A 24,236-nucleotide genomic window follows, 5' to 3' on the forward strand; every position below is an offset into this window, starting at 1 on the left:
ATCACTAAAAGTAATTTTTTGGGCAAAAAATCCTTGACAGCTATCGCATATTGTGATTATATTGGTTAATAATGACAGAAATAAATGGTGATCCCTTTGCGCAATGAGAAGATGTACCGATTGCGTGTAAAGCGCAAGCTTAGCCAAAAACAGGTCGCCGAAGCGGTGGGTATCACCCAGAGCGGGTATGCTATGATTGAGGGGGGCCGGCGGCACCCCCGCAAAGAAATCATGAAGAAACTGGCTGACTTTTTTGGAGTTACAGTAGATGAACTTTTCTTTAGTGAGGACCATAAAGGCCAAGAAGAGTGAGTCCGGACGGCGTGCGCATCACCATATACCTTCCTATCCCCGCGTGGCTACCCTTACGGGTAGCTTTGTTTTGAGGAGCTAAGGTATTCTAGGCTATGGGGAGGGGAGAAGTTCCAGGATCATCATCCCTTGCTGGATTTGCAGGTTATTAAACCTTAAATTAAAGGCTGGCGGAGGCAGCTCAATTGTGAAAATAGGCTGGGGTAAAAGCACATCCCAGGTAGACCTGTCCAGGGGAAAACCGGCTAGCTCTAGGTTCAGGGGTGTAAATACTAACTGGCGGGGGCCGGCTACTGCGAGGGATCCTTGCAGGCGAAATTCAGGGCCCGGAATAATAAGGCCCTCCGGGGTTAGTTCAAATCTTACGCCACGCAGAGAGTCCTGGCCTTGCAGTAGGACGTTATTAAGTTTGCTTTGGCTAAATTCAGCCAGTACGCGACCGCGAGTATAATCTATGTGAATCTTATCAGGATTTAAATTCTCCCAGGGGAAGTTAGGGAATGTGGTAAGTAAGGCTTGTAGAGGTGGTAAAGCTTTCTGCCAGGCTTGCTCCAGGGCTAGAAGGGCCTGCTGGTAGTTGGTAGCTTGCTGGCGTATTTTTGCTAAAGTAGTTTCGCGGGTTTGCCTTAAGGTCAATAATGCCTGTTCGAGATTGGCAGCTTGGGCTGCCGCCATGGCAACTTCCCTTTCCTTGTTCTGAATCTCATCTTTGACTTCCTGAGCTCGGGCGTGGAGGGCCAGTTGGTAGCGCACCCTGCTCCACAAAAAATTTACATAGCGCTGCAATAATTCCCAGCGAATAAAAAAATCAGATAAATTATCACTAAACATAGCTGCTAAAAGGTAAGGGGAGGCACCGTGTCTTTGAAAAAAGCGGAGGCTCTGGTTAAAATTTTCCCGGCTTAAGGCCAGCTCTTCTCCCAGCTTTTTTACTTCTTCTTGGGCTAAAATAAGGTCCTTTTTTAGCTGCTCCTGTTGGGCAGCTAGAGCAACCCTTTCACTGGTTAGCTTTTGGAGACGAGAATCTATCTGGAGTATCTCTTGCAACAGTATGTATTCCTGACTGTTAACTTTTTGTAAGCGTCTTTTTAGTTCTTCTTGCGGGTTGCGGGGATTGGCCCAACTGTGGGTAGCACAGATAAACAAGAACAGGCTAAAGATTAATACAAACCTAAAACGCATGGAGTTTCTCTCCCCATTCCATTCCTTGCAAAACTTATTCGCCATGGTGTTGTTACTTCCTGCTTAGATGGAAAAAATTACAAAATTTAATAGCGATAGATGATGCCATATCCTCCTGGCGGGTACTCCCACATAATCTTAGGGCAGACCTTCATGCAGGCGCCACACTCTACACAACGAGGATAGTTGATTTTTATATTATCCTCTTCCCATTCATAAACTTGGCTAGGGCAGATATACGTGCAGGGTTTATTAACACAGCTAAGACAAGCTCTGGTGTCTCGTAGAGTGATATGGGATTTGTGATTTACTTTAATTTCAATTAGCGGTAAAGGATCGCCGGGAAATCTAGCCTCTACCATTTTAAAAAGGCCCCCAGTGCTGGATGGCTGCCCAGGCATCATTAAAGGTTTTTAAGGGGAATTGTTTGGCTTGAATAATGTGCATAAGACGCGCTTTCTTTTGATGTTCATTTAGCAGATCGACGTTAAAAAACTCCTTCGCTAGCTCATTGATGGTACTGCTGATGAGGTAGTCAGCATCAGACCGTTCTTGGTAATACTGGAGAGTATGGCGATTTGCTTTTATATCCTCCATAAAAAAGGCCTTACCAATTTTTTGTGCATAGTTAGCCAGCATCCTAGTTGAAAAGTCTCCCTTGGCTTTGGCCTGAATTACTGTTTCGGCAGCATACTTCCCTGACAGCATGGCCAAATCAGTGCCCCGGCGACCGCTGATCATAAAGGCGGCATCGCCGGCCACCAGGACGTGATCATTATAGAGTTTGGGGAGAAAGGTGTAGCCACCTTTAGGTATCATATGAGCTTGATATTCCAAGACTTCCGCCCCTTCAATGAGGCGCCTCACTAGGGGGTGTTGTTTTACCCGTTGGAGAAGTAAATAGGGACTTAAACCTTTCTCGGCAAGCTGGTTTAAATAACCGCCGACAACTAGAGAGATGGTATCCTTATTGGTCCAGATGCCTGCTTTCCCGATAGCTGTAGCTGTGGGGAAACCCACCATACCGAGAATGGCTCCTTCATTATCTTCTAACTGGAAACGGTCATTGATCTTTTCTTTGGGTAGGCCCAGAACTTCTTTAACATAAAGTGTATAAGCAAGGGAAGGTGTCTGCTGCTTTATAAGACCTGCCTTGGAGGTCATGAAAGGGAGGACACCTTCAGCTATAATTACCACATTAGACCGTAGAATTTCGCCAGTGTCCAGTTTTACGCCCTGGATGGGGCCCCTAGTAAAAATTCCTTTATCATATATAAATTCGCGCGCATGGGCCTGGGTACGTAAAACAGCTCCAGCAGCTACTGCTTTTTCGGCCAGCCAGCGGTCAAAGCGGGAACGCAAGACAGTAAATTTATTATAAGGAGCGCGGGCGTAACGTAGGTTACTAAAGCCTATGCGCACGGCAGAATCGGTGTGGAGGAACCACAGTTCATCTAAAATCACAGGCCGCTCCAGGGGTGCTGTTTGCCAAAAAGCAGGAATAATCTCGGCTGTGGGCTGGCTATAAATAGTACCGCCAAAAACGTTTTTGCAACCGGGAAATTTGCCGCGCTCTAGTAAAGCCACCGACAGGTTGTTTTGTGCCAAGGTCAAAGCTGCAGTACTGCCGGCCGGACCTGCGCCAATAACAATAGCATCATAGCTGTCAACCATGGTGACCTCCGAAACAGGTGTTTATACTTTTAATCTGTTGTTTATTATGGGTTTGTAGATTAAAATTATACTCGAAAACTAGACTTCCATAGCCCAACACTACCAGGCTGTGCAAAAAACGAGCCAGCGGCTGAGGCAACTCGGTGAGCCAGGGGGGATAGGGCCAATAGCAGCCTCAAACTCTTGACAGGGATTGGCCAGGAAAGGTATAATTATTTTGCACTTAGTAAGGGCGTGTAGCTCAGTTGGGAGAGCGCTAGAATCGCACTCTAGAGGTCACGGGTTCGAATCCCGTCACGTCCACCATCCTTCAAAAATTAAACTGCGGGCGCGTAGCTCAGTGGGAGAGCGCTTGACTCACATTCAAGAGGTCGGAGGTTCAATCCCTCCCGCGCCCACCAGGAAAATCAAGGCCTCCCGGGATGGGGAGGCCTTTAAAACGTGACGGTTTACGACAATCTTACGACAATGCGGGCGGCCCTGGTTCAGCGGTGGGGCCGCTCCCCTTTTTCGTGCGCCCCGCATGGGCCTAGCCTGTCGGGTGAAAGCCCTGAACGGCGAAGGTACCAGTAGTCGCTAATTCAAAGCAAGGGTGTCCGTCGCCAGGCGGAATCCATTGGTGCGCTGGAGGAAGCTTAAAGCCCGACAAGCAGGAATCGCTCCGGGCCAGAAGGGCCCGCACGCTCGCGCACCTTCCAAAATCACTGGGCTATCTGTCAACATATGCCTCACCTCTAGCACTCCACTGTACGACTTCCCCGTTGGTAGTCAAAGACATCCTGGATGCTTACCACAACCTATGGCGGCTGCGGGCGCTAACCGGGCTTCCGGCCGTCAGCCGTTGGTCGGGTCCTGCCACGAGGCTACACCCCTTAGGCAGGTGGCGGGTAATGGTTGTAGGTTCAAGTGACGAATCTGGTGGCTAATAATTCCATGCTGTAATGAGACTGTGGTATACTTAAATTGTGGAACTGCTGGAAAGAGAATAGGGAAGAGGCTGACATTGTTATTTTAAGCAGGGGGGCTAAATATGGGTACCCAACCTGACGATTTGGCTGCTTATTACGCCAGGAAATACCCTTTTACTTTTACCGATGATTTTTCGCAAACTGACCCGTCCCTAACCGAGCGTTATAAGGAAGCCTGGCAAGTTGCTGCCAGAGCTGCGGCCCTCTTAAAAGTGAGATATGGTGCCCAAAAAGTAGTGGCCTTCGGATCTCTTGTTGACCGTTCCCGCTTTACGCGCTGGTCCGATGTTGACCTAGCGGTATGGGGCATCCCGGACGACCGGTTTTACGCCGCAGTAGGGGCAGTGACTGGTCTAAGTGAAAACTTTAAAGTAGACCTTGTTGACCCGGAAGCCTGCCGAGAATCCTTACGCAGGGCCATTGAAAGTGAAGGGGTCGAGCTATGAAAAAGAAGTACCTTGCTCTGGCCGGCCGCATCCGTGAGGAGCTTACTGAAATCCAGCAGGCCGTCGACCGGGCCCGAACCGGGTGGGAACGCTACAAGTTAACAAGCGATGATTTTTACCTGGACAGCGTAGCCTTTAATCTCCACAGTTTCTATACTGGGCTGGAAAGGATTTTTGAACTAATCGCCGTCAATGTGGAGCAAAGTAAGCCGGAGGGACAAAACTGGCATCAGGAGCTCTTGCGCCAGATGGCGGTAGAGATTGAACTGATACGTCCCCCTGTCATCTCTAGGGAAACCAGGATCAGCCTGGATGAATACAGGGGCTTCCGTCACGTTGTGCGCAACGTTTATACCTTCCATCTTTCTCCTGCCCGTATAAAGCCTTTACTGGATAACCTTGCGGAAGTTTGGGAGCGCACAAAAAGGGAACTCGAAAGGTTTCTTTTTTTCATTGAAGCAAGGAGTAACGAAAAGCAATGAAGGCCCTCTTTGCCGCGGGCGCTTCCCGGCCTTCCGGCCGTTTGTGGACGTGACAAAACGTCCCGGCTGGGGAGCCTTGGAATTACTAGATTATTAGGGATTAAAGAAATTCTGGTGGACTGCTTGAAATGACCATAACTTGACTCACATTCAAGAGGTCGGAGGTTCAATCCCTACCGCGCCCACCAGAAACCTAGGGCCGCCGGGGATCCGGGGGCCTAAAATTTTGCCCCGCTCTACCCTAATTTTACCCCAACGGGAACTACTCCGGCGGCGAATTCCCGCTCCGGAAGAACTCCTGCGCCTTGGCCGATGCCTTCCTCTTGAACCGCTCAGTTACGTGGCTGTATGTAAGTCTATGAAGAAGATGTGGCAGTCAAACCTCAAAAAAGCTTTCTCCTTTAGCACCTTCTTGACCATTTTAGCTTCTACGGCAATAGTATCCTTAATGTCCCTGACCAATGAAGACAGAATTACCTTGGAGGAAATTGGTAGTTTGTGTCGAATTAGATAACGTGACTGGAGGACAAGGGCTACCTAGTGGATATAAGCTGCCAGCGGCTAGGAGGCGATGATTAAGGTTAGGTATTTAACACATGCGCTGCCGTACGGCACGCCTTTTCTGGCGAGCACTGCCAGGAGGAGGTATGCGTCTTATTTCATGGAAAGAGGAAAATTGATGCATTACTACGAAGAACTAAAACATATCGGCTTACAAAGACTTCAAGACAGCATGAGCCAGGCCCTGGGGCTGGCAGCTCTGGTCACCTACCCAGATGGGCAACCCCTCACCAAAATCTCCAACTTGTGCCCTTTCTGCGCCTTGCTTAATGCTAATCCAGAAGGAAGAGCCAGGTGCGCGGCTTCACGTGTAATCTCTGTCAGGGCTGCCGTGGACGCAGGGAGAGCGGTTATCGACACTTGCTATGCCGGGCTGGTACACCTGGCAGTACCTCTTCGGGTAGCGGGAGAAACGGTAGCGGTACTGGTGGGCGGCAACGTGGCGCTTAAGCCGCTTGCAGAAGAGGAAGTAGCCGAGCTGGGCCGGGAAACTGGCATTGACCAGGAGGAGCTCTTGGCGGCGGGCAAAACGGTACCCTTGTGGCCTGAAGAACGGCTTTGGATTGCAGCGGAGATGATGCGGGCAGTATCGGAAACCGTGGCCCAGCTGCTGTACACCAGGCAGGAACTCCAGAAAAAGGTAGACGAACTTAGCGTTCTCTTTGAATTCAGCAAAACAGTTTCCGGTAGCCTGCAGGTGGCCGAAGCTGCCCGGCAGGGGCTTAAGGCGGCGCTGGAATTGACCGGTGCCACCAGCGGGTCGGTGATAATGCTCAGCGAAGCGGAGTTAGGGGCGGCAGCTCTTGAAGTGGCGGCTACTTTGGAGCCGTGTAACGAACTAAGGGTCATTCCTGCAGGGGAAATAATAGCCACCGTTGGGCGGGAAGCTATGGCTGCGCACTTTGACAGCCGTCCGGAAGAAAGTATGCCCGAAGAAAAGCGGCCGGCAATTGCGATACCGCTTACAGTTGGGGGCAAGGTAACGGGGGTACTTACCTTAGCAGGCAAGCCAGGGGGGCAACGCTTCACCGAAGAGGAATCCGTCTTTTTGACCACCCTGGGCACTGTTCTGGGGCTGGCGCTGGAAAATGCCCGGCTTTTCCGAAAGGTGCAGGAAAGGGCAAGAATGCTAGAACGGCTAATTGAAGTAGGACAGGTGGTATCGAGCCATCTTGAAGTAGAGCGAGTGCTGGAATCGGCTCTGGCAAGCGTGAGGGACGTGCTTGGCGCACGGTGGTGTGCCCTGCGGGTGCTTGACGAGAATACTGGCGAACTGGTGCTTAAGGCCAGCTTGGGCATGAGCCCTAAACTCCAAGCAAGGGTTGCTCGCGTCCGGCCGGAGGGTAATCTACTGGGCGAGGTGCTCCAGAGAGGGGAAGCCGTGGTGGTGGAGGATCTGGCCGCCGACGGGTCTGGTAGGCACTTGCCCTACTACGCCCTAGAGATGCGGGCCTTGATTGTGATGCCGGTGAAAGCGGGCGGAAAGATTCTGGGCACATTAAAGGTTTATTCTCCCATACCGCGCCGTTGGTCGGAAGAGGAAGTTGAGTACCTGGGTACCGTTGCAGCTCAAATTGGGCTGGCGCTGGAGAACGCCCGGCTTTACTCTTCGCTGCGAGAATACTACTTGAGCACCGTACAAGCCCTGGCAGCTGCACTGGAGGCCAAGGATGTATACACGAGGGGACATTCCATTCGGGTAGCTAAATGGGCACGCTCCTGCGCCCGTATGCTGGGACTTGGCGCTGAAGAACAGGAACAGGTCTACCTGGCTGGCCTTTTACACGATCTGGGCAAAATTGGCGTACAAGAGGACCTCCTTCTTAAATCGGGCCCCCTTACTCCGGAAGAAAGGAAAGAAATGCAGGGTCATCCTGAAGTAGGAGCTAGGATCCTGGAACCGGCCCGGTTTCCTGCGGCGGTCATTGTAGCCGTGCGGCACCATCACGAAGACTATGGGGGCGGGGGTTATCCGGCTGGTCTATCAGGAGAAGAGATCCCGCTTCTTGCGCGCATAATCCGGGTGGCCGATGCTTACGACGCCATGACCTCCGCCAGGCCTTACAGGCAGGCCTTTACCCCGGAGGAGGCGAGGGAGGAACTAAAACGGTGTGCAGGTCGTCAATTTGACCCTCGGGTGGTAGAGGCCTTTTTACGGATACCGCAAGAGGAAATGGAAGATATTGCCATGGGGGGGGGGGGGGGGGGTACCCTGATAGCTTTGCTTGGCGAAATACTTTTTTTACTCGAGCGGCGCTGACCCGAGCCGGGCATACCATGCTAGAGACGGCAAGGACCGCTCGGGATAAATTAATTTCTAACACTCTGGCTGAAGAAGGTTGTGTTTTGGAAGCTGGGGGGATACAGCTCCAGCCTTGGTCCCAAAGATAGAGGGATAACACATTATCATAAATTTAGGGCGGGTTTCCGCTATTAGGAAAAAACTTTGGAAAGGGGCATGAGCCGTTGTTAGCTCAGGTAGAAAAGAGTATCTTGCTGGTAGAAGACTCGGCCCTTACCAGATTTTCTTCCAAGAGGGCATTGGAGGAGAGAGGCTACTTGGTGGAAGAAGCCTCCAGCGGCCAGGAGGCCCTGGCCAGAGCCAGGGAAAAAGGGGAACCGTACGACCTGGTGATCCTGGATATCCATCTCCCGGGTATGGACGGTCTCACAGTCCTGGAGATCCTTAAGAGGCTTCCCGGGTACAGGTATGTACCGGTCATGGTGGTAACAGTTGACAGCAACCTTTCAGTGGTAAAGCGGGCCATAGAACTGGGAGCGGTAGAGTATCTCTGCAAACCCTACTCCTTTGAGGAGTTAGTGCGCCGCGTAGAAAAACTGATAGGGCCTGGTGCCAGGGGAGAGTTGACGCCTGCCGAGTTACTGCAGAAAGTGCTCAAGAACGAAATAAACCGGGCCAACCGGGGCAATCTCAAGCTAGCTCTGGTCCTAGCCCGGTCCCAGGATCCCGGCAAAGGGAAAATAAGCGAATTTGCCAGGCAGACGCGGCGTCGCTTGAGGGAAATAGACACTGTTATAGAGCTTAGCAAGAGCACTTTGGCCCTTGTCCTTCCCATGACGGGCAAAGAGGGGGCGGAGGTGGTAATTAAAAAAATGGAGGGGTTTCTCTCAGGTAGCTGGGGTTACGGCATTGCGGTATACCCTGACAATGGAAAGGACGGGGAAGAGCTTTTCGCCTACGCCGAGGGTTCTCTTAAAGAGAGCTGGGAAGGGAAAGGGTCAGGTGGGCCAATGCGGCAGCAAGCTCCTAATGCGTAATAATTTCTTCCACGACGTGGGAGATAAAGACCTCGACCAACCGCGGGTCGAACTGGCTTCCTGCGCACCTTTGAAGCTCTTCTATAGCCTCTTCTTTGCTCTTGGGCTTCCTGTAAGGCCGCTCGCTGGTCATAGCGTCAAAGGCATCAGCAATAGACAGGATGCGACATTCTACAGGTATTTCTTCCCCTTTTAGCCCCAGGGGATATCCTCTTCCGTCCCACCTTTCATGGTGCTTTAAGATTAAGTCCGCCACTCCGGCAAGGTCAGGAGAAGAAAGGGCTATGCGATAACCCTTCTCGGAATGCTGGCGCATTACCTGCCATTCTTCCTCGCTAAGGGGGCCTTTCTTGAATAAAATGTCGTCCGGCACGGCAACCTTGCCCAGGTCGTGGACCTGGGACAGCAGGGCCAGGTCAGCCATCTGCCGGGGAGAAAGCCCCAACTTTTCCCCCATTTTCAGACAGATTTTCTGCAGCCTTTCAGCGTGCCCCGCGGTAATGTAATCCTTTTCCTTCAGGGCTGCCCGCAGGGCGCCAACAATCTGGTTTCGCGCGCTGGCCCTGTGCACAAGCTTATGGCGGTACATGAGGTCGTCGGCTTTCTTAAAGGTATCCTCGAGGGATTCGTCCCCGCCTTGGGAAGTGGCACAACCTATAGATATATGCAGGGGTAACTCGGGGTGTTCCTTGTTGTAGTCATTCACACATGAACGTATCCGCTGGGCAATATCCTCACCGGCCTTTTCGTCGGTTCTGGGCAAGATTGCGGCGAATTCATCGCCCCCTATGCGGGCCAGGATATCGGAGCGGCGCAGGGAAGCCCTCAAAACATCGGCGCAGGCCTTTAACATCTCATCACCTTTGGCATGGCCCAGGGTATCGTTGACCAGTTTCAGGCCGTCCAGGTCCGCCACCAGGATGGTTATCGGGTACTCCCGGCTGGCAGATAAGCGCCTAAGCTCTTCTTGGAAAAAGGCCCGGTTGTAAAGGCCTGTCAAGGGATCATGCATGCTCAAATATTTCAACTGTTCCTCGTAGCGCTTGCGTTCGGTGATATCCAGGGTGGCTTCCACGGCCCCTCTGACGTTCCCCTTTTCGTCTTTAACAGGGGAAGCAGTAATACTCCAGACGCGGCCGTTAGGGGAAGCCACCTCTCCCGTGCAAACTTGGGCGGTCTCCATAGCGCGGACCACCGGGCAGCCTGGGCAGGGAGCACTCCTGCCGTGCCATATTTCGTGGCATTTCGCTCCAAAAAGGTCCTCGGGGCTCCTGCCGACGGATTGGCCGGCTGCCCGGTTGGCCCAGATCACGTGCATGTCACGGTCTAGAAATACAACCAGCTCTGTGAGGCTGTCGAGAATTAGCGATTTTTCTGCCATTAATCTGTGGAGCTCTTCTTCCAGAATTTTGCGCGGGGTGATATCGGTTAAAAAATGCAGGGTAGCGGGCTGCCCTTCCCACTCGATGACCACGGAGTTGGTCTCCACCCATTTGGCGCTCCCGTCCTTGGCCAATACCTTGAAAGGGCAGGAGTATACTGGGCTCTTTTTCTCCAGCAATTCCCTGTAGTGCTTTATAGCACTTTCCCGGTCTTCGGGATGTATGAACTCCAGGAAAGGCCTGGATAGAAGCTCTTCAACTGTATAGTCCGTGTGTTTTACAGTCGCGCGGTTGACAAAGGTGATTACGCCGTCCCGGACCACTATGATGGCTTCCGCGGCGTTTTCTACCAGAGCCCGATATTTTTTCTCTTTCGCGCTTATCTCCCTCCGGTACTCCTCTAGCCTCTCCAACATTTTGCTGATTTCAGAGGAAAGAAGGGCAAGCTCATCCTTTCCCTCCAGAACCGGGACCTTCGGGGACAAAGACAAGTCGTGGCCCGTGGTGGTGACAGCGGCGGTAAGCTTTAGCAGCCGGGACACAATAGCTCTGTCCAGCCAGAAAAAGGCCAGGGCGCAGCATAAGGCCGCCGCCAGTGCAAGAAAGAGGCCGAAGGCTTGTCTTGCGGACAGTAACGCCTGAGCGGCGTGCCTATAGGAGTTCACCTGAAGGATTAAGGCGCTTTCACCCTGCAAATCCTTAATGACGGCAAAGCCGGCAATTTCCTCAGGGGAAATAATACTGGCGTATAAGGGTTCTCCACTTTTAAGGAAGCCCGCGGGCTTGAGCTCGCGAAAGTCTATGGCCCCCGGCTGGTGAAGGGAGAGGGGGAGGCGGGTAATCTCCGAGAGCTCTTTTAAATCCTTGTCCTTTAACGTGCGGCCGAAGATAAGGGTTCCCCGGGCGGGGCCGCTGCCATCGCTTTTTAAAACGGGCCTGGCGGCCACCAGCACCGGCCCTTGGGACGTTACCACCAGCCCTTTAAGGCCGCCTGTTTGGTTATGGGCGGTAAAAACAATACTGGGTGGTATGGGTATTTCTTCGTCCCCTTCAGGGTCGTATCCTCTGGCATATACCATTTCTCCCCTGGTATTTAGGAAAACTGCATAGTTAAGCTTTAAAATCTCAAACACGTTATCAACCAGGTTTTTTTCTATATATTCGCGATCCCTGTCCTCTACGAAGATATACGTGTCGTCCCAGGTAGCCCAGTCTGCAGCAGATTTATCCAGCGCCGCTATTTCCCTCTCCAGGGCCTGCAGGGCTCGTACAACATTCTCTCGGATGCTATCTCTTTCCAGCTTACCTGCAATATTCCCTGCTATAACATGAGAAACCACAAAAAAAATAAGGGCAAGAAAGGCAAAGACGGCGCAGAAAACAAGAAGTACTCTGGTTTTTAAGGACATCCCCATATCTCTCCTAAAGTCACAACGGGTTATAGTGGTCCCCGGTACTATAGCTGCTATTTATCAATCGCATTTTGAAATTGCTGATAGGAATTCGACATTTACCTTCATATACCTGCAGGCAAAGGGAATTTTTCGCAGCGCCTCCGGGGGAAGTGGTGAAGGACCTGGCCTTTGGTCTTTCCTAAAACGTGGCCACAGAGTGTGTCCATTCGGCCAGAAGAAACTACGAGCTGACGATATGCGCCCTATGCAGGGAAAATGGATGGGGGACGGGGGTAGTCACCCCTCCTACTAGATTGTGTGTCACGGCGGCTTAGGGGGAATGTGAATATTCAGTTGGGTTTATACCCGCTAATTCCCAGCAGCGCACGGAACATTCTGGCATTCTGCACTGCCTGGGCTCCGAAGTGGTTGTTGAAGGCCACGAACACCCGGGAGGCCTGGCGGGATAGCCAGGAAACTCGCGGCACCCACTCTGCGAGTTCCTTCTCCGAATAAAGATAGTCGTAGCGCTCGTAAGCCTCTTTATGATCCCACCACTTAAGAACATTGCGGCCGTGAAAGCGGGCGTAGGCGACACTGGAGGTAATTTTTACTATGCTAGTCACTAGTTTGCCCAACCGCGGCCCGTCTACACAAACGTAGCCCATGTCCAGGGAGTTTAACAGCTGCCAGATACTTTCCTTAAGCCAGCTGCTGTGCCGGAACTCCACCACCAGCGGCTGGTCTGGAAACAGCTCCCGCAGGAATCGCAGGTAGGAGCGGTTGACGTGGTCGTTATGGAAGGAATAAGGGAACTGGAGCAGTATGGCTCCCAGCTTGCCTTCTTCTACCAGGGGCTGCAGAGCTGCGCGGAATTTCTGAGCGTCCGCGGGTACAGAGTCCCCGCGCTGGTGGGTCAGGCTCTGGTAGGCCTTAATGGTGAACAGAAAATTCTTCGGTACTTTACGTGCCATGCCGGCCAGGGTTCTTGCCTCAGGCAGGCGGTAGTAAGAGAAGTTGATCTCATTAAAGGCGAATTCCTGCGCATAATAGGCCAGCATATCTTCTTGCCGGAGGCCGGAAGGGTAGAAGGGACCTATCCAGTCGCGGTAGCTATATCCAGAGGTGCCTATGAGAATTTTCCCTGATTCCATTTTACCCATAATGTCCTTTCTGTGGGATTAGGCGTGAGTTTGCGGTGGAAAGTCAGCTATACAATACATTTATTATTATACTGCGCGAGTCCTCATTGTTAACCGGCACTTTTTCAGCCTTATCCGTATGGTTCTTAGTTTCGTGTATTTTGGCTCCCAATCCCTCCGGAGGCGGAGTACCAGCCGGTTACGTCGTGGTAGTTGATAAATGGATTGAGAAAAACAAGAGAAATCCTTGAAAAACATATTGCTCAGAATAGAGGAGTAACCTTGAAAATCAATCGAATTAGGGATTGGCATAGAATGTGCTAACGATAAAGAAGGCAGGTTTTCATTTTATATTGGGGGGAAGGGTTATGCTTGGAGTGTATAAGCTTCCAACGGAAATCTTTTTTGGTTGTGGAGCGGCAAAACATACAGGAGAGAAGCTTAAAGAATTGGGGTATAAAAAAGTTTTTATAGTTAGCGATCCGGGAGTGAAACAAGCAGGGTTACTTGAGGGTATACTTTCTTCCATTCAGGAAGCCAGTTTGGAGTACTTTGTCTACGATAACATCAAATCGGATCCCACCAGCGACATCATAGAGCAGGGGACAGAAGTTTTAAAGAATAGCGGTTGTGATGTGGTGTTAGGGGTGGGGGGAGGAAGTGCCCTGGACTGTGCCAAGGCCTTTGCGGCTATGGCCACTAATGAAGGTAAAATTACAGATTATACCGGTATTGGCAAACTTAAGAACAAGCCTCTTCCGATTGTAGCTATTCCCACTACGGCCGGTACAGGTAGCGAAGCAACCATGTTTACTGTTATTACCAATGCCGAAACCAAATTGAAGGCCCCGGTCGGAAGTTACTTAATTATGCCTGTACTGGCAATTTTAGACCCAGAATTGACCATAAGTTTGCCTCCCCACTTAACTGCTTCCACGGGAATGGATGCCCTTACCCATGCTATTGAATCGTACGTCAATGTTAACAGTCATCCCATTTCTGAAGCCTTAGCCATACACTCCATAAAACTTATTGCCCGGAGCCTGCGCAAGGCTGTAGCTAAAGGTACTAACCTTAAAGCCAGGGAAGATATGCTTTTGGCCAGTACCATAGCCGCCCTAGCTTTTAATTCCACCCGGCTTGGTCTGGTGCATGCCATGTCACAACCTGCCGGAGCGCATTTCGGTATTCCTCACGGGTTGAGCAATGCTATATTGCTGCCCTATGTGATGGAATATAACCTTATGGGTAACCCGGAAAAATATGCTGAAATTGCCGCTCTTTTTGGTGAGCAGGTTGAGGGGTTACCCATTATGGAAGCTGCTGCTAAGTCGGTAAAAGCGGTTAGGGAGCTAATGCAGGACATCGGAATATGTGATCGTTTGAGTGATTTTGGAGTGGAAGAAAGCGATTTGGATATGCTGGCGGACGAGGCCTTAACCAGCGGGAATGTTCCCCTTAATCCGAGACAGCCTTCCAAGGCGGAGATCATTGAGATCTACAAAAAGGCTTTGTAATAAAGGGTGGTTCTCATGGGGGAGTTTGAAGGCAGAGTCGCGATAGTTACCGGGGGAAGTAAGGGAATTGGCCGGGCTACCGTATACCGGTTTTGCCAGGGAGGGGCTACCTGTGTTATTGTTAATCGCTCCGAGGCCGAGGGTCAGGAGTATGCGCGGGAGCTGGTGCAGCAGGGCTATAGCGCTGTAGCGGTAGCTGCCGATGTTTCCAAAGTTGAGGACATCAAGCGGATGGTAGAGACGGTGATAAACCAATTTAATAAGATTGACATTCTGGTTAACTGCGCAGGAGTAAACATACGGAAACCGGCTATAGAGTATACCGAGGAAGACTGGGATTTTATGGTGGATATCAATCTCAAGGGAACCTTTTTTACCTGCCTGGAAGTGGGCAAGCACATGATTGAGCGCGGAGAAGGTGTGATCATCAACCTGGCCTCCTTGCAGAGCGAGGAAGTTCTGCCCGAGCGCTCGATATATGCGGCCACTAAAGGCGGTGTGAGACAACTCACTAAAGCCTTTGCTGTAGAATGGGCTAAATACGGCATAAGGGTTAACGCGGTTTCGCCTGCTTTCATTAAGACACCAATGGTAGAAAAAGTGCTGGTAGACCCGGAATGGCAGCAGCTGATTGCTTCCCGAACCTTGTTAGGCAGACCAGGGCTGCCCGAGGAAGTAGCAGAAGTCATTCTCTTCTTGGCTTCGCGTCGAGCGAGCTACATTACAGGAGCCAACATAATGATAGATGGTGGCTGGACCGCGGGATGAAGGAACTGTGAGAAATTCAGCGAGAAGAGTATGAGAAATCTATGCAAAAAGAGTTCCTACACAGTAAATAAAGCAGCTGGAAGTATGACCAGGGAAGGGATGGCATGAAGTATGCATTAAGTAGATGTGTACAAGGTGCTAAGGTGTATGACAACTTACCAATCCGTTCTTCAATAACAAGAGAAATATACGGTAGGTGGCCAGCGGATGAAAGCAGCTGTCTTGAAAAGCATAAAAAATATCGCAATCGAGGAAAGGCCCGAGCCGAAACCAGGACCGGGCGAAGTCTTAATTAAAGTCAAGGCCGTAGGCATATGCGGCAGTGATCTTCACCTTTATGCTCATGGCCGTATAGGCAACACCATATTAAGCAAGCCGCTAGTACTAGGGCATGAAATTGCGGGCGAAGTAATAGAGCCGGGCCCAGGGGTCAACAGGCATCTGGTGGGAAGCCGAGTAGTAATTGAGCCTGGATACTCTTGTGGGCACTGCGAATATTGCAAAGAGGGGAGATACAACCTTTGCCTGTCTCAGCGGTTTAAGGGGGTCGGGGAAGAAGACGGGGGAATGGCCGAACTCCTTATTTGGCCGGTTACTCACATATATAAAATACCAGAGGGTTTGAGTTTTCAGGGAGCTACTTTGATAGAACCGCTGGCCATAGCCTGTCAGGCGGTATCCCATAGTAGGGCGCGGCCGGGGATGACTGCCGGAGTAATAGGCTGCGGGCCCGTGGGGCTGTTAACAGTTCTTGTTGCCCGCACTTTCGGTTGTGAGGTCCACGCAATAGAGGTATATGCTAAAAGGCTAAACAGAGCTAAAGAAATGGGTGCAGAGTACTGTTATAGCGCTCAGGACTCTGTAATAGAAGAAATCAAAGGGAATACCCTGGGCAAAGGATTGGATATTGTCTTCGAAACCTCCGGGAGCAGGGCAGGCGTCGAACTGGCCTTAAAAGCCGTCAAGCGGGGAGGACGGGTAGTTTTTGTCGGTATAGGAGCAGGAGAAGTTCCGCTGAACATAGACATTATAACCCGTACAGGTTTATCCCTAATAGGGAGCTTCAGATATGTTAATCAGTTTCCCGCTGCCCTTAGTTTGAGCCGGCAACATATAGATAAGCTGGAGGGCCTCGTAACCCACGTGTTTGAATTGATGAAGGTCAAGGAAGCCCTAGAATTTACCATTAACAACAAAGAAGAAGTTATTAAAAGTGTGATAGTACTATAGGAGGCGCAAAAAATCTAATGTTAGCGGCAGTGCTTTACGGCCCAGATCGCCTTGAAGTTACAGACTATCCAAACCCTAGCATTGGAGAGGAAGAAATTCTTGTCAAGGTAAAAGCGGCTGCTATATGCGGGACAGACTTGCGTATCATTGCCGGAAAGAAGACACGGGGTGTGCACTATCCTTCAGTCATAGGGCATGAGTTTTCCGGTGAAATAGTAGCTGCGGGGAAAAAGGTGACGCAGTTTAAACCTGGTGAAGGGGTGGCCATAGCGCCTATAATACCCTGCCGGAACTGCTTCTATTGCCGGACGGGCCTGGAAAACGTTTGCGCCAATCGGCAGGCTATAGGATATGAATTTGATGGCGGTTTTGCTGAATATGTGCGGATACCGGCGATAGCGTTGGCGAGCGGGAATGTATTTCATCTCCCTCCTAAAGTAAGCTTTGAAGAGGCTGCCCTGCTAGAACCCTTTTCCTGCTGCCTGAACGGCCAGAGGAAAGTAGGGGTGGGTGCGGGAGACACAGTGCTCATAATCGGTTCCGGCCCCATAGGGCTTATGCATCTTATGCTGGCCAAGGCTAAAGGAGCAAGAAAAATAGTAGTGAGCGAGCTATCCGAAAGACGGCGCCGGCTGGCTTTAGAGGCGGGCGCAGATATAGTGATAGATCCGAGGGCGGAAGCTCTCACTGAGGTAGCCCGGTGCGAGACAGAAATGGGATTTGATGTTGCCATAATGGCCGTAGGGGTGCCAGGCCTGGTTAATGATACCTTGAAAGCTGTGCGCAAGGGGGGCAGAGTGAGCCTGTTTGCCGGTTTTCCTGAAGGCGAAACAAGCATAATTGAGGCCAATACCATCCACTACAACGAAATAATAGTCACCGGAGCTAGTGCCTCTACCCGGCAAGATTTTATTCAGGCTATGCTCCTGATCGACAGCGGCAAGATTAACTTAAAGCAGCTTATATCCCATCGCTTTGCTCTAAAGGATATAACTCAAGCTCTGGAAGTGGCCCGCTCGGCGGAAGGCCTTAAAGTAATAATCGAACCCTACTAAGGAGGAAATGTCCATGTATTTAGGAAAACAAATTCGCCTGGAACGCCTGCTTAATAGTAAATCTAAACGGATATTCGTGGTGGCTTTCGATCACGGCGTCAATCGAGGAGTACTCCCGGGTATAGAGAATATAGGCGCCAAGCTGAAGGCAGTTGTGGAGGCGGGAGTGGATGCTGTAACCCTTAATAAAGGTATAGCAGCACGATTATTCTTTCCCTATGCAGGCCAAGTAGCCCTTATAATGAAGGCTTCGGCATTTTCACCCTTTCACAAGAATTACGATGTAACCTACGCCGACGTAGAAGAGGCCGTGAGATTAGGAGCCGACGCCATATCAGTAGGCGTTATGCTAGGGGATGAAAGGCAGCCGGAGATGCTGAAAGAACTCGGCAGGATTTCCAAAGAAGCTACTAGTATGGGCCTGCCGCTGGTGGCCCACATCTATCCAGGGGGCAACCTCATACCCGAAGAAGAACGTTACAAAGTTGAACACATAAGCTACTGCGCACGGGTAGGGGCGGAACTGGGAGTGGATATTATAAAGACCTGGTACACCGGTTCGCCGGAAAGTTTTGCCCGGGTAGTGGAGGCCTGTCCCGCCAGGGTAGTAGTAGCAGGAGGGCCCAAAATGGAAAGTGCCCTGGAACTATTCCAGATGACCTACGATGCCCTAAGCGCAGGGGCTGCCGGAGTGACCTACGGCCGCAACATTTGGCAGCACGACAACATTCCGGGCATCATAAAGGCCTTAAAAAGCATTATCCACGAAGGCAAGACACCCGAAGAAGCCATGGCCATCCTGGAAGGAAAATAAAGAGGAAGTGCACAAAGTGGGGGAAAAGGAACTTCTCCTGGGCATAGACGTGGGGGGCGGAGGCATTAAAGTAGGAGCCTTTAACATTGAGGGCCAGCTTATAGCCCTGGCCACAGAGCCCCTTGACTTGTCCTTTCCCAGCCCGGGGTGGGCCGAATCCTGGCCTTATGACTGGGTGGAAAAAATAAAAATCTGTATGGCGAAAATAAAAGAAACAATACAAGATAAAGAAATCTTGAGTATAGGCCTAAGCAACATGTGTCCCTCCCTAGTGGCCCTGAACGAGGCCGGGGAGCCCCTGCGTCCGGCCATTCTCTACCTCGACACCCGGTCCTGGCAGGAAGCTTTAACCATACAGCAACTACAGCCCCTGGAATGGTTCGTAGAGGAGAGCGGCAACCGGGTAGCTGCGGGCACTATTTCCGGCACCAGCATGCGTTGGCTAAAGTACCATGAGCCGGAAATTTACCGGTCTGCTAAAGTTTTTGGGCACGCTAACACTTACCTGGCCAGAGCCCTCACGGGGAAATTTGGCATGGACTATTCTAACGCCTCCCTTACCGGGTTATTCGACCAGGGAAATACTCAAAGGTGGTCTCCGACACTGTGTGAGGTCTACGGAGTGGACATAGATAAGTTGCCCGAACTCATACCCTCCCACCAGATCGTGGGCCAACTGGACGAACAAGGAGCTGAAATACTGGGACTAAAAAAAGGTATACCTGTAGCCATGGGGGGAGCCGATAGCGCCTGTTCAGCCTTTGCCGCAGGAGTAATAGAAGAAGGCGACGTTTTCGAAACGTCAGGGACTTCGGATGTGCTGGCAGTATGCTTTGCCAGGCCGCGCTTTGAATCCCGGTTTTTAAACCGCAGCCATGTAGTTCCTCAAAGATGGCTGGGTATGGGGGCCATGGTGGCGGTAGGGGCGGCCTTCCGGTGGGCCCGAGACGTTCTAGGTTTTGCGGAAAAATGCGTAGCTGAATTAAGCGGGCTGGATGCCTACGACCTGTTATGTGCGGAAGCTGCTCGTTCCCGGCCGGGAGCAGGTGGTGTAGTATTTTTGCCCTATATGTCTGGGGAGAGGAGCCCCATATGGGACCCTCATGCTCGAGGAATATTTTTTGGTCTAAACCTCAAGACCACCAAAAACGACCTTATCCGGGCAGTCCTTGAAGGTGGAAGCTACGGATTGAAGGCCAACCTGGAAGTGGCGGAAGAATTGCTGGGGAAAGAAGTAGACTCTATAGCGGTTGTAGGGAAGGGGGGTAAGAATGATTTTTGGGCCCAGCTTAGGGCCGATATTACCGGTAAAGAAATACGAGTCCTGGAGTTTCATGAAACAGCTGTTCTGGGGGCAGCCTTGCTGGGTGGAGTAGCTGTCGGCGTATATGCCGACTGTAACGATGCCATGCGGGCAGCGGTGAAAGGGTATAAAACATATTTTCCCAATTACCAGAATAAGGATATATATAAAGCTACTTATAACTTATATAAAAACCTATACCCTTCTCTTAAAGACCGTTTCTGGGAGTTGAAGGAAATTGTGGCGCAGTACTTCTAGACAAAAACCGCGAGGACTAGTGATAGCTAGAAGTTTGGCCTTCGCTAGCTTTGCCGGGTTGGCTGTAAGCACACTTACAGAGGGAAATTACCTTTTATCCTCCCTTTTTCTGGTGTTATCTCTGTATTACTTGAAAAAACTTATCTGGCACCGCGAATCTGAGCCCAAGCAGATTCCCCAAACCCCTGGGAAAACCAGGGACCGTGAGGTTGCTGTGGCGAGAGCAGAGCTAGCTAGTATGCTCTCTGACTACCGTCGCTTAGCCAAAGGTTGGAAGATAATCACAGTAGCCGGCTGGGCGGCAACTGCGTTGATGCTTGGGTTTTTCCGGACACCTTTTATCGTTGTAATCTTGGTGTTGGCCGGATATGCCACGTATGCTTTTTTAAGGTGCCAGAAAGCCGTTAATCTTATCGAGGGAACGGTAGGCCGGGGTAGGGGAGACTAATTTGCGAAGGTCCATTTGGAGGTGGACAAGCGTTAATGGGAGACGCGTTAACAAACGTAGGATCCTTCTTTTATGCTGTGCTGGCCATAGTGATAATAGATTTAGCTCTATCCGGCGATAATGCTGCCGTGATCGGCCTGGCTATAAGGGACCTCCCGGTAGAACAGAGGAAGACAGCAGCAGTAATAGGGGCGGGCGGGGCCATTTTATTGCGAGTGATTTTTACAGTTATAGCCACCTTGCTTTTAAAGATACCTTACCTCAGTGCCATTGGTGGAGTTATCCTGCTTTTTATCACCTGGAAGTTAGTTAAGCAGGAAGAAGGGGAAGAAAAGGTGGCCTCAAGCACGCGTTTCTGGACTGCGGTAGCTACGATAATTGTGGCTGACCTCTCTATGGCTTTTGACAACGTTATGGGAGTAGCAGGAGCGGCTCACGGAAATGTCTGGCTGGTTATATTTGGGCTGGCGTTGAGCATACCCATATTAGTTGCGGGGAGCAACTGGCTGGCGGGCTTGATGAACAAATACCCGCTTGTAATTTACGTCGGTGCAGGTGTACTGGCACATACGGCGTTTAAGATGATCTTTCATGATGGGGGACTAGCGCTGGCAGAGCACATAGGGGTTATGCTGTCCGGGGTTATTCCAGCTCTGGCGGGCATTATGGTTGTAGCGTGGGGGGTGGTAGAGATCAAGAGAAAACAGCGGGGGAACCGGACGGTGTTCTCCAGACACCCTTAAGCTTCGGCAAACGGTTTAACGCAGAATCTTTATAACATTGCACCTTGGAAGGAGGGATGTAAGGATTATACAAGGCATCAGGTAGTAAGGGGGGTGATGAAACCCTTAGAGGGCGTGGCGGTGATAGCTGTATAAATTTTACCATGAACTATGTAATTCCCACAAAAAGTAAACCCAAAAATCTTAGGAGGTGTGTGAATTGGCTAATAGCCTGTTTAAGTATCCGGAGCCCGATCCCAGACTTAAGATGGGATGGAAAGGCTTGTTGGCTTTTCTTGGTCCTGGCTTTATCTTAGCCTCTGCTACGGTGGGCAGTGGCGAAACCTTCTTTGCTCCCCGCGGAGGGGCTATCTTCGGGTACGCTGTGCTCTGGTGTCTTATGTTCGGAGCACTGTCTAAAGGTTTTATGGCCTATAGTGGCACTCGTTATATTGTTTTAACTGGCGAGCACCCTATGACGCGCTGGGGACAGATTTTCCCTGGTCCTAAAAACTGGTTTCCCATCATGATGGGTGTACTGACCATAGTCTGTTTTCCTTCCTGGGTAGGGGGTCTGGCCAACCTTCTAGGTGGAATCACTACCAATTGGACTGGCGCTCTAAACGTTAAATGGTGGGCTACAATCTACATTCTCGGTACCCTGATCATTGTGCTCATAGGTAGCTACGACTGGGTGGAGAAGACCCAGACTGCCATTGTTGTGACCATGGTAATAGCTTTCCTCGTGGGAGTCTTTGCAGCGAGGCCGGACTGGGTCCAGGCTTTCCTGGGACTTTTCCCTAGCGTTCCTTCGGGCTATGAGCCTTGGGTGATTTCCAAATATCCCGACGTGGCCAGCCGCAAAATATGGGTAGAACTTGTGGGGTATGTAGGGGCCATCGGCGGAGGCACCTACGACTATATCGGATACGTTGGGCTTTATCGCAACAAAGGATGGGGCGCTCTGGGCCTTCCCAACTTAAAAGAAATCGAAGAAAAACTTTTAGCTGTTGACCCTAACCAGAAATTTGCCTTGCCCTTGGAACAGGAAGAAGTAGAAAAAGCCCGGACCTGGCTCAGGGCTCCTTCTGTGGACACCCTGGTAAGCTTTGCTGCGCTATTGGTAATTACAGCGGCGGTCACGATCCTGGGCGCGACCTTGCTCCACCCGGCGCAGCTTGTACCCTCGGGTACCAAACTTATGGAGTACCAGGCCCGTTTCCTGACCCAGCTCCATCCCTCTCTGCTTTACCTGTACTACCTAGGCATATGGTGCGCCCTGTGGGGCACGCTTTACAGTGTTTTTGAACTCTATCCGGCCACCACTTATGAATCCTTCGCTCCCGCCTTTAAGGCCGTGCGGGAGGCGGGCAAAGAGGGTATAGCTAAGTGGGTTTGGGCATATATGGTAATAGCTGGGCTCACTTATAACTGGCTGGGCTGGACCTTTGTAAAGATGGCCACTTACGCCACCATGATAGGTGGCAGCCTCACTTGTGGGATTTGGGCTCTGGTCCAGGTGTGGACGGAGAGGAAGGTGCTCCCCAAGGAGTACCAGATGGGTCCGGTGCTGACTATCTGCGTTATACTCTCAGGCCTGTTCCTTTTAGGAATGGCTGTAATTTCTATTATGCAGCAATTTGGTATCATTAAGTAGGTAGCGCAGTAACACCGGCTCTAAAGAAAAGGGGGTTAATGTTAACCGCCTACAAAGGCGGCAACATTAACTCCCTCCTTTCCTGAGGATGGGGGTTCTCATATGCGAATAGAGGGCTTAGAGGACGTAGTTTTACCGGAGATGTACCGGATAAGGCAGCATTTTCCTGATCTGGCTTTGCCGGATATACCGGGGAAGATCAGGGAAGAGATGGCCCGGACCAGAATTGGGGAGAAAGTGGCTGGCGGGAAGAGAGTGGCAATAGCCGTAGGGAGCCGGGGGATTAACAACATAGCCCTGATAGTAAAGAGCGTAGTAGAAGAAGTAAAGAGATATGGGGGTAAGCCGTTCATAGTTCCGGCCATGGGGAGTCACGGTGGGGCCACGGCGGAGGGGCAAAGGGAAGTATTGGAGAGCTACGGCGTTACCGAAGAATATACAGGGGCGCCCATAATTTCCTCCATGGAAGTAGTATCCTTGGGGAAGACAGCCAAAGGCGTAGAGGTATTCATGGACAAGGAGGCCTATAGAGCAGAGGCCATTATAGCTATAAACCGGATAAAGCTGCACACAGACTTTCGTGGGGAAATAGAGAGCGGGGTGCTAAAGCTTTTAGCCATAGGGTTAGGGAAGCACAAAGGGGCGGCAAACATACACCGGTATGGGGCCTGGGGGTTAAAGGAGCATATTCCCGAAGTGGCGAAAGTAATGATAGAGAAGGGGCCGGTAGCCTTAGGGATAGGGATAGTAGAAGATGCCTATGACCACACCGCCATAATAGAAGCGATGGAACCGGAAGAGATAGAGGAGAGGGAGAAGAGGCTACTTAAGACCCAGCGGGAACTGATGCCTTCACTACCTTTAGAAAAGATAGACGTGCTTATAGTAGAGGAGATGGGGAAAAACATAAGCGGGTGTGGGATGGACACCAACGTAATAGGGAGGATAAAGATAAAAGGGGTACCGGAACCGGAGAAGCCGGACATACAGGTAATAGTAGTGCTGGACTTGACGGAGGAGAGCCATGGGAATGCGGTAGGGGTAGGGCTGGCGGACCTTACCACCAGGAGGCTAGTAAACAAAATAGATTTTGAACAGATGTATGCCAACTGCATAACTTCCACCTTTCCGGAGAGGGGCAAAATACCGGTTACATTAGAGACAGACGAACTGGCTATAAAGACGGCCTTCATGTGGATAGGGCGGGTGAGGAGCGAGGAGGCCAAAGTTATCCGGATAAAGAACACTTTGGAACTGAGCGAGATGTATGTTTCCGAGGCTGGCCTTAAGGAACTAAAGGGGCGTCCTGGCATAGAAGTCCTGGAAGGCCCCGTAGAAATACAATTCGACGGCGAGGGAAACCTCCGTTAAAGGAGACAGGGGAGTGCTCCTGTGGAGAGGAGGAGCACCGGGTATGACCGAAGTCACATGGGAAATCCAAAGGGGTTGGCAGAGAGCAATTAAAACTTAAAAGGTCAGGCAGCAGCTTGGGTTCTACCTCAGGGGTTTGACACTCCGAATTGTGGTCTTTATTCCTAATTAATGAGTACCCGTTTCCATCGACAAAAAAATTTGAAGTAGAAGAAGGAAAAAAGGGAAAAAGGTAGAATAGTTAAATAATAATAGTGAGTGGTATAGACAC

At 50.9% G+C, this 24,236-nt stretch carries 20 protein-coding genes and 2 tRNA genes; 17 read left to right on the forward strand and 5 right to left on the reverse strand.

Annotated features, from left to right (window positions below; genetic code table 11):
- Positions 1-84: 84 nt before the first annotated feature.
- Positions 85-312 carry a helix-turn-helix transcriptional regulator gene (locus AC1BI1_RS05440; RefSeq protein WP_476716267.1) on the forward strand — a complete coding sequence of 76 codons (228 nt, stop codon included), beginning with the start codon at positions 85-87 and terminating at the stop codon, positions 310-312.
- A 93-nt stretch (positions 313-405) separates the two neighbouring features.
- Here the strand turns inward: AC1BI1_RS05440 and AC1BI1_RS05445 are convergent, their stop codons facing one another.
- The 3 genes from AC1BI1_RS05445 to AC1BI1_RS05455 form a co-directional block, all read right to left on the reverse strand.
- Positions 406-1,494 (reverse strand): murein hydrolase activator EnvC family protein, encoded by a 1,089-nt coding sequence (locus AC1BI1_RS05445; protein WP_476716268.1) that lies wholly within the window; start codon positions 1,492-1,494, stop codon positions 406-408.
- Positions 1,495-1,580: 86 nt separating this feature from the next.
- Positions 1,581-1,856, reverse strand: a complete 276-nt coding sequence (locus tag AC1BI1_RS05450) for a ferredoxin family protein (RefSeq protein ID WP_476716269.1) — start codon at positions 1,854-1,856, stop codon at positions 1,581-1,583.
- 1 nt (position 1,857) lies between these two features.
- Positions 1,858-3,168, reverse strand: a complete 1,311-nt coding sequence (locus AC1BI1_RS05455; protein ID WP_476716270.1) for an FAD-dependent oxidoreductase — start codon at positions 3,166-3,168, stop codon at positions 1,858-1,860.
- Positions 3,169-3,398: 230 nt separating this feature from the next.
- Between AC1BI1_RS05455 and AC1BI1_RS05460 the strand changes: the two genes are divergently transcribed.
- From AC1BI1_RS05460 to AC1BI1_RS05485, 6 genes are all read left to right on the forward strand, one after another.
- Positions 3,399-3,474, forward strand: a tRNA-Ala gene (locus AC1BI1_RS05460).
- 20 nt (positions 3,475-3,494) lie between these two features.
- Positions 3,495-3,569 (forward strand) — tRNA-Val (locus AC1BI1_RS05465).
- A 629-nt stretch (positions 3,570-4,198) separates the two neighbouring features.
- On the forward strand, positions 4,199-4,582 hold the full coding sequence (locus AC1BI1_RS05470; protein WP_476716271.1) for a nucleotidyltransferase family protein: 384 nt from the start codon (positions 4,199-4,201) through the stop codon (positions 4,580-4,582).
- The gene (locus tag AC1BI1_RS05475; RefSeq protein ID WP_476716272.1) at positions 4,579-5,064 is read left to right on the forward strand and encodes a ribonuclease toxin HepT-like protein; all 486 of its coding nucleotides are present in this window, start codon (positions 4,579-4,581) and stop codon (positions 5,062-5,064) included. The genes AC1BI1_RS05470 and AC1BI1_RS05475 overlap by 4 nt, the downstream gene beginning before the upstream one ends.
- Positions 5,065-5,743: 679 nt before the next feature.
- Positions 5,744-7,885 (forward strand): HD domain-containing phosphohydrolase, encoded by a 2,142-nt coding sequence (locus AC1BI1_RS05480; RefSeq protein ID WP_476716273.1) that lies wholly within the window; start codon positions 5,744-5,746, stop codon positions 7,883-7,885.
- Positions 7,886-8,091: 206 nt separating this feature from the next.
- Positions 8,092-8,904, forward strand: coding sequence for a response regulator (locus tag AC1BI1_RS05485; protein ID WP_476716274.1), 813 nt, complete (start codon positions 8,092-8,094; stop codon positions 8,902-8,904).
- Here AC1BI1_RS05485 and AC1BI1_RS05490 read toward each other — a convergent pair.
- Both AC1BI1_RS05490 and AC1BI1_RS05495 read right to left on the reverse strand, forming a co-directional pair.
- Positions 8,894-11,695 (reverse strand): diguanylate cyclase, encoded by a 2,802-nt coding sequence (locus AC1BI1_RS05490; RefSeq protein WP_476716275.1) that lies wholly within the window; start codon positions 11,693-11,695, stop codon positions 8,894-8,896. The two genes, AC1BI1_RS05485 and AC1BI1_RS05490, sit on opposite strands and share 11 nt — an antisense overlap.
- A 335-nt stretch (positions 11,696-12,030) precedes the next feature.
- Positions 12,031-12,843, reverse strand: coding sequence for a DUF72 domain-containing protein (locus tag AC1BI1_RS05495; protein WP_476716276.1), 813 nt, complete (start codon positions 12,841-12,843; stop codon positions 12,031-12,033).
- Between the two features lie 347 nt (positions 12,844-13,190).
- On the opposite strand from AC1BI1_RS05495, the gene AC1BI1_RS05500 reads away from it, so the two are divergent.
- The 10 genes from AC1BI1_RS05500 (at position 13,191) to AC1BI1_RS05545 (ending at position 23,965) form a co-directional block, all read left to right on the forward strand.
- Positions 13,191-14,339, forward strand: a complete 1,149-nt coding sequence (locus AC1BI1_RS05500; RefSeq protein ID WP_476716277.1) for an iron-containing alcohol dehydrogenase — start codon at positions 13,191-13,193, stop codon at positions 14,337-14,339.
- A gap of 15 nt (positions 14,340-14,354) precedes the next feature.
- Complete coding sequence (locus AC1BI1_RS05505) at positions 14,355-15,107, forward strand: SDR family NAD(P)-dependent oxidoreductase (RefSeq protein ID WP_476716278.1); 753 nt, start codon at positions 14,355-14,357, stop codon at positions 15,105-15,107.
- Between the two features lie 207 nt (positions 15,108-15,314).
- Positions 15,315-16,337, forward strand: a complete 1,023-nt coding sequence (locus AC1BI1_RS05510; protein ID WP_476716279.1) for a zinc-dependent alcohol dehydrogenase — start codon at positions 15,315-15,317, stop codon at positions 16,335-16,337.
- Between the two features lie 17 nt (positions 16,338-16,354).
- Positions 16,355-17,392, forward strand: a complete 1,038-nt coding sequence (locus AC1BI1_RS05515; RefSeq protein WP_476716280.1) for a zinc-dependent dehydrogenase — start codon at positions 16,355-16,357, stop codon at positions 17,390-17,392.
- A 13-nt stretch (positions 17,393-17,405) separates the two neighbouring features.
- Positions 17,406-18,206, forward strand: a complete 801-nt coding sequence (locus AC1BI1_RS05520; RefSeq protein WP_476716281.1) for a class I fructose-bisphosphate aldolase — start codon at positions 17,406-17,408, stop codon at positions 18,204-18,206.
- A 16-nt stretch (positions 18,207-18,222) separates the two neighbouring features.
- On the forward strand, positions 18,223-19,767 hold the full coding sequence (locus AC1BI1_RS05525; RefSeq protein WP_476716282.1) for a xylulokinase: 1,545 nt from the start codon (positions 18,223-18,225) through the stop codon (positions 19,765-19,767).
- Positions 19,748-20,215 (forward strand): hypothetical protein, encoded by a 468-nt coding sequence (locus tag AC1BI1_RS05530; protein WP_476716283.1) that lies wholly within the window; start codon positions 19,748-19,750, stop codon positions 20,213-20,215. Before AC1BI1_RS05525 ends, AC1BI1_RS05530 begins: the two co-directional genes overlap by 20 nt.
- A gap of 35 nt (positions 20,216-20,250) precedes the next feature.
- Positions 20,251-20,958 carry a TerC family protein gene (locus AC1BI1_RS05535; RefSeq protein ID WP_476716284.1) on the forward strand — a complete coding sequence of 236 codons (708 nt, stop codon included), beginning with the start codon at positions 20,251-20,253 and terminating at the stop codon, positions 20,956-20,958.
- Positions 20,959-21,157: 199 nt separating this feature from the next.
- Positions 21,158-22,594, forward strand: coding sequence for an Nramp family divalent metal transporter (locus AC1BI1_RS05540; protein ID WP_476716285.1), 1,437 nt, complete (start codon positions 21,158-21,160; stop codon positions 22,592-22,594).
- 102 nt (positions 22,595-22,696) lie between these two features.
- A complete protein-coding gene (locus AC1BI1_RS05545) occupies positions 22,697-23,965 on the forward strand; it encodes a nickel pincer cofactor-dependent isomerase, group 22 (RefSeq protein ID WP_476716286.1) in 1,269 nt (422 codons plus the stop codon).
- Positions 23,966-24,236: the final 271 nt, after the last annotated feature.

This window comes from Thermanaeromonas sp. DSM 22490 (genome assembly GCF_056378755.1).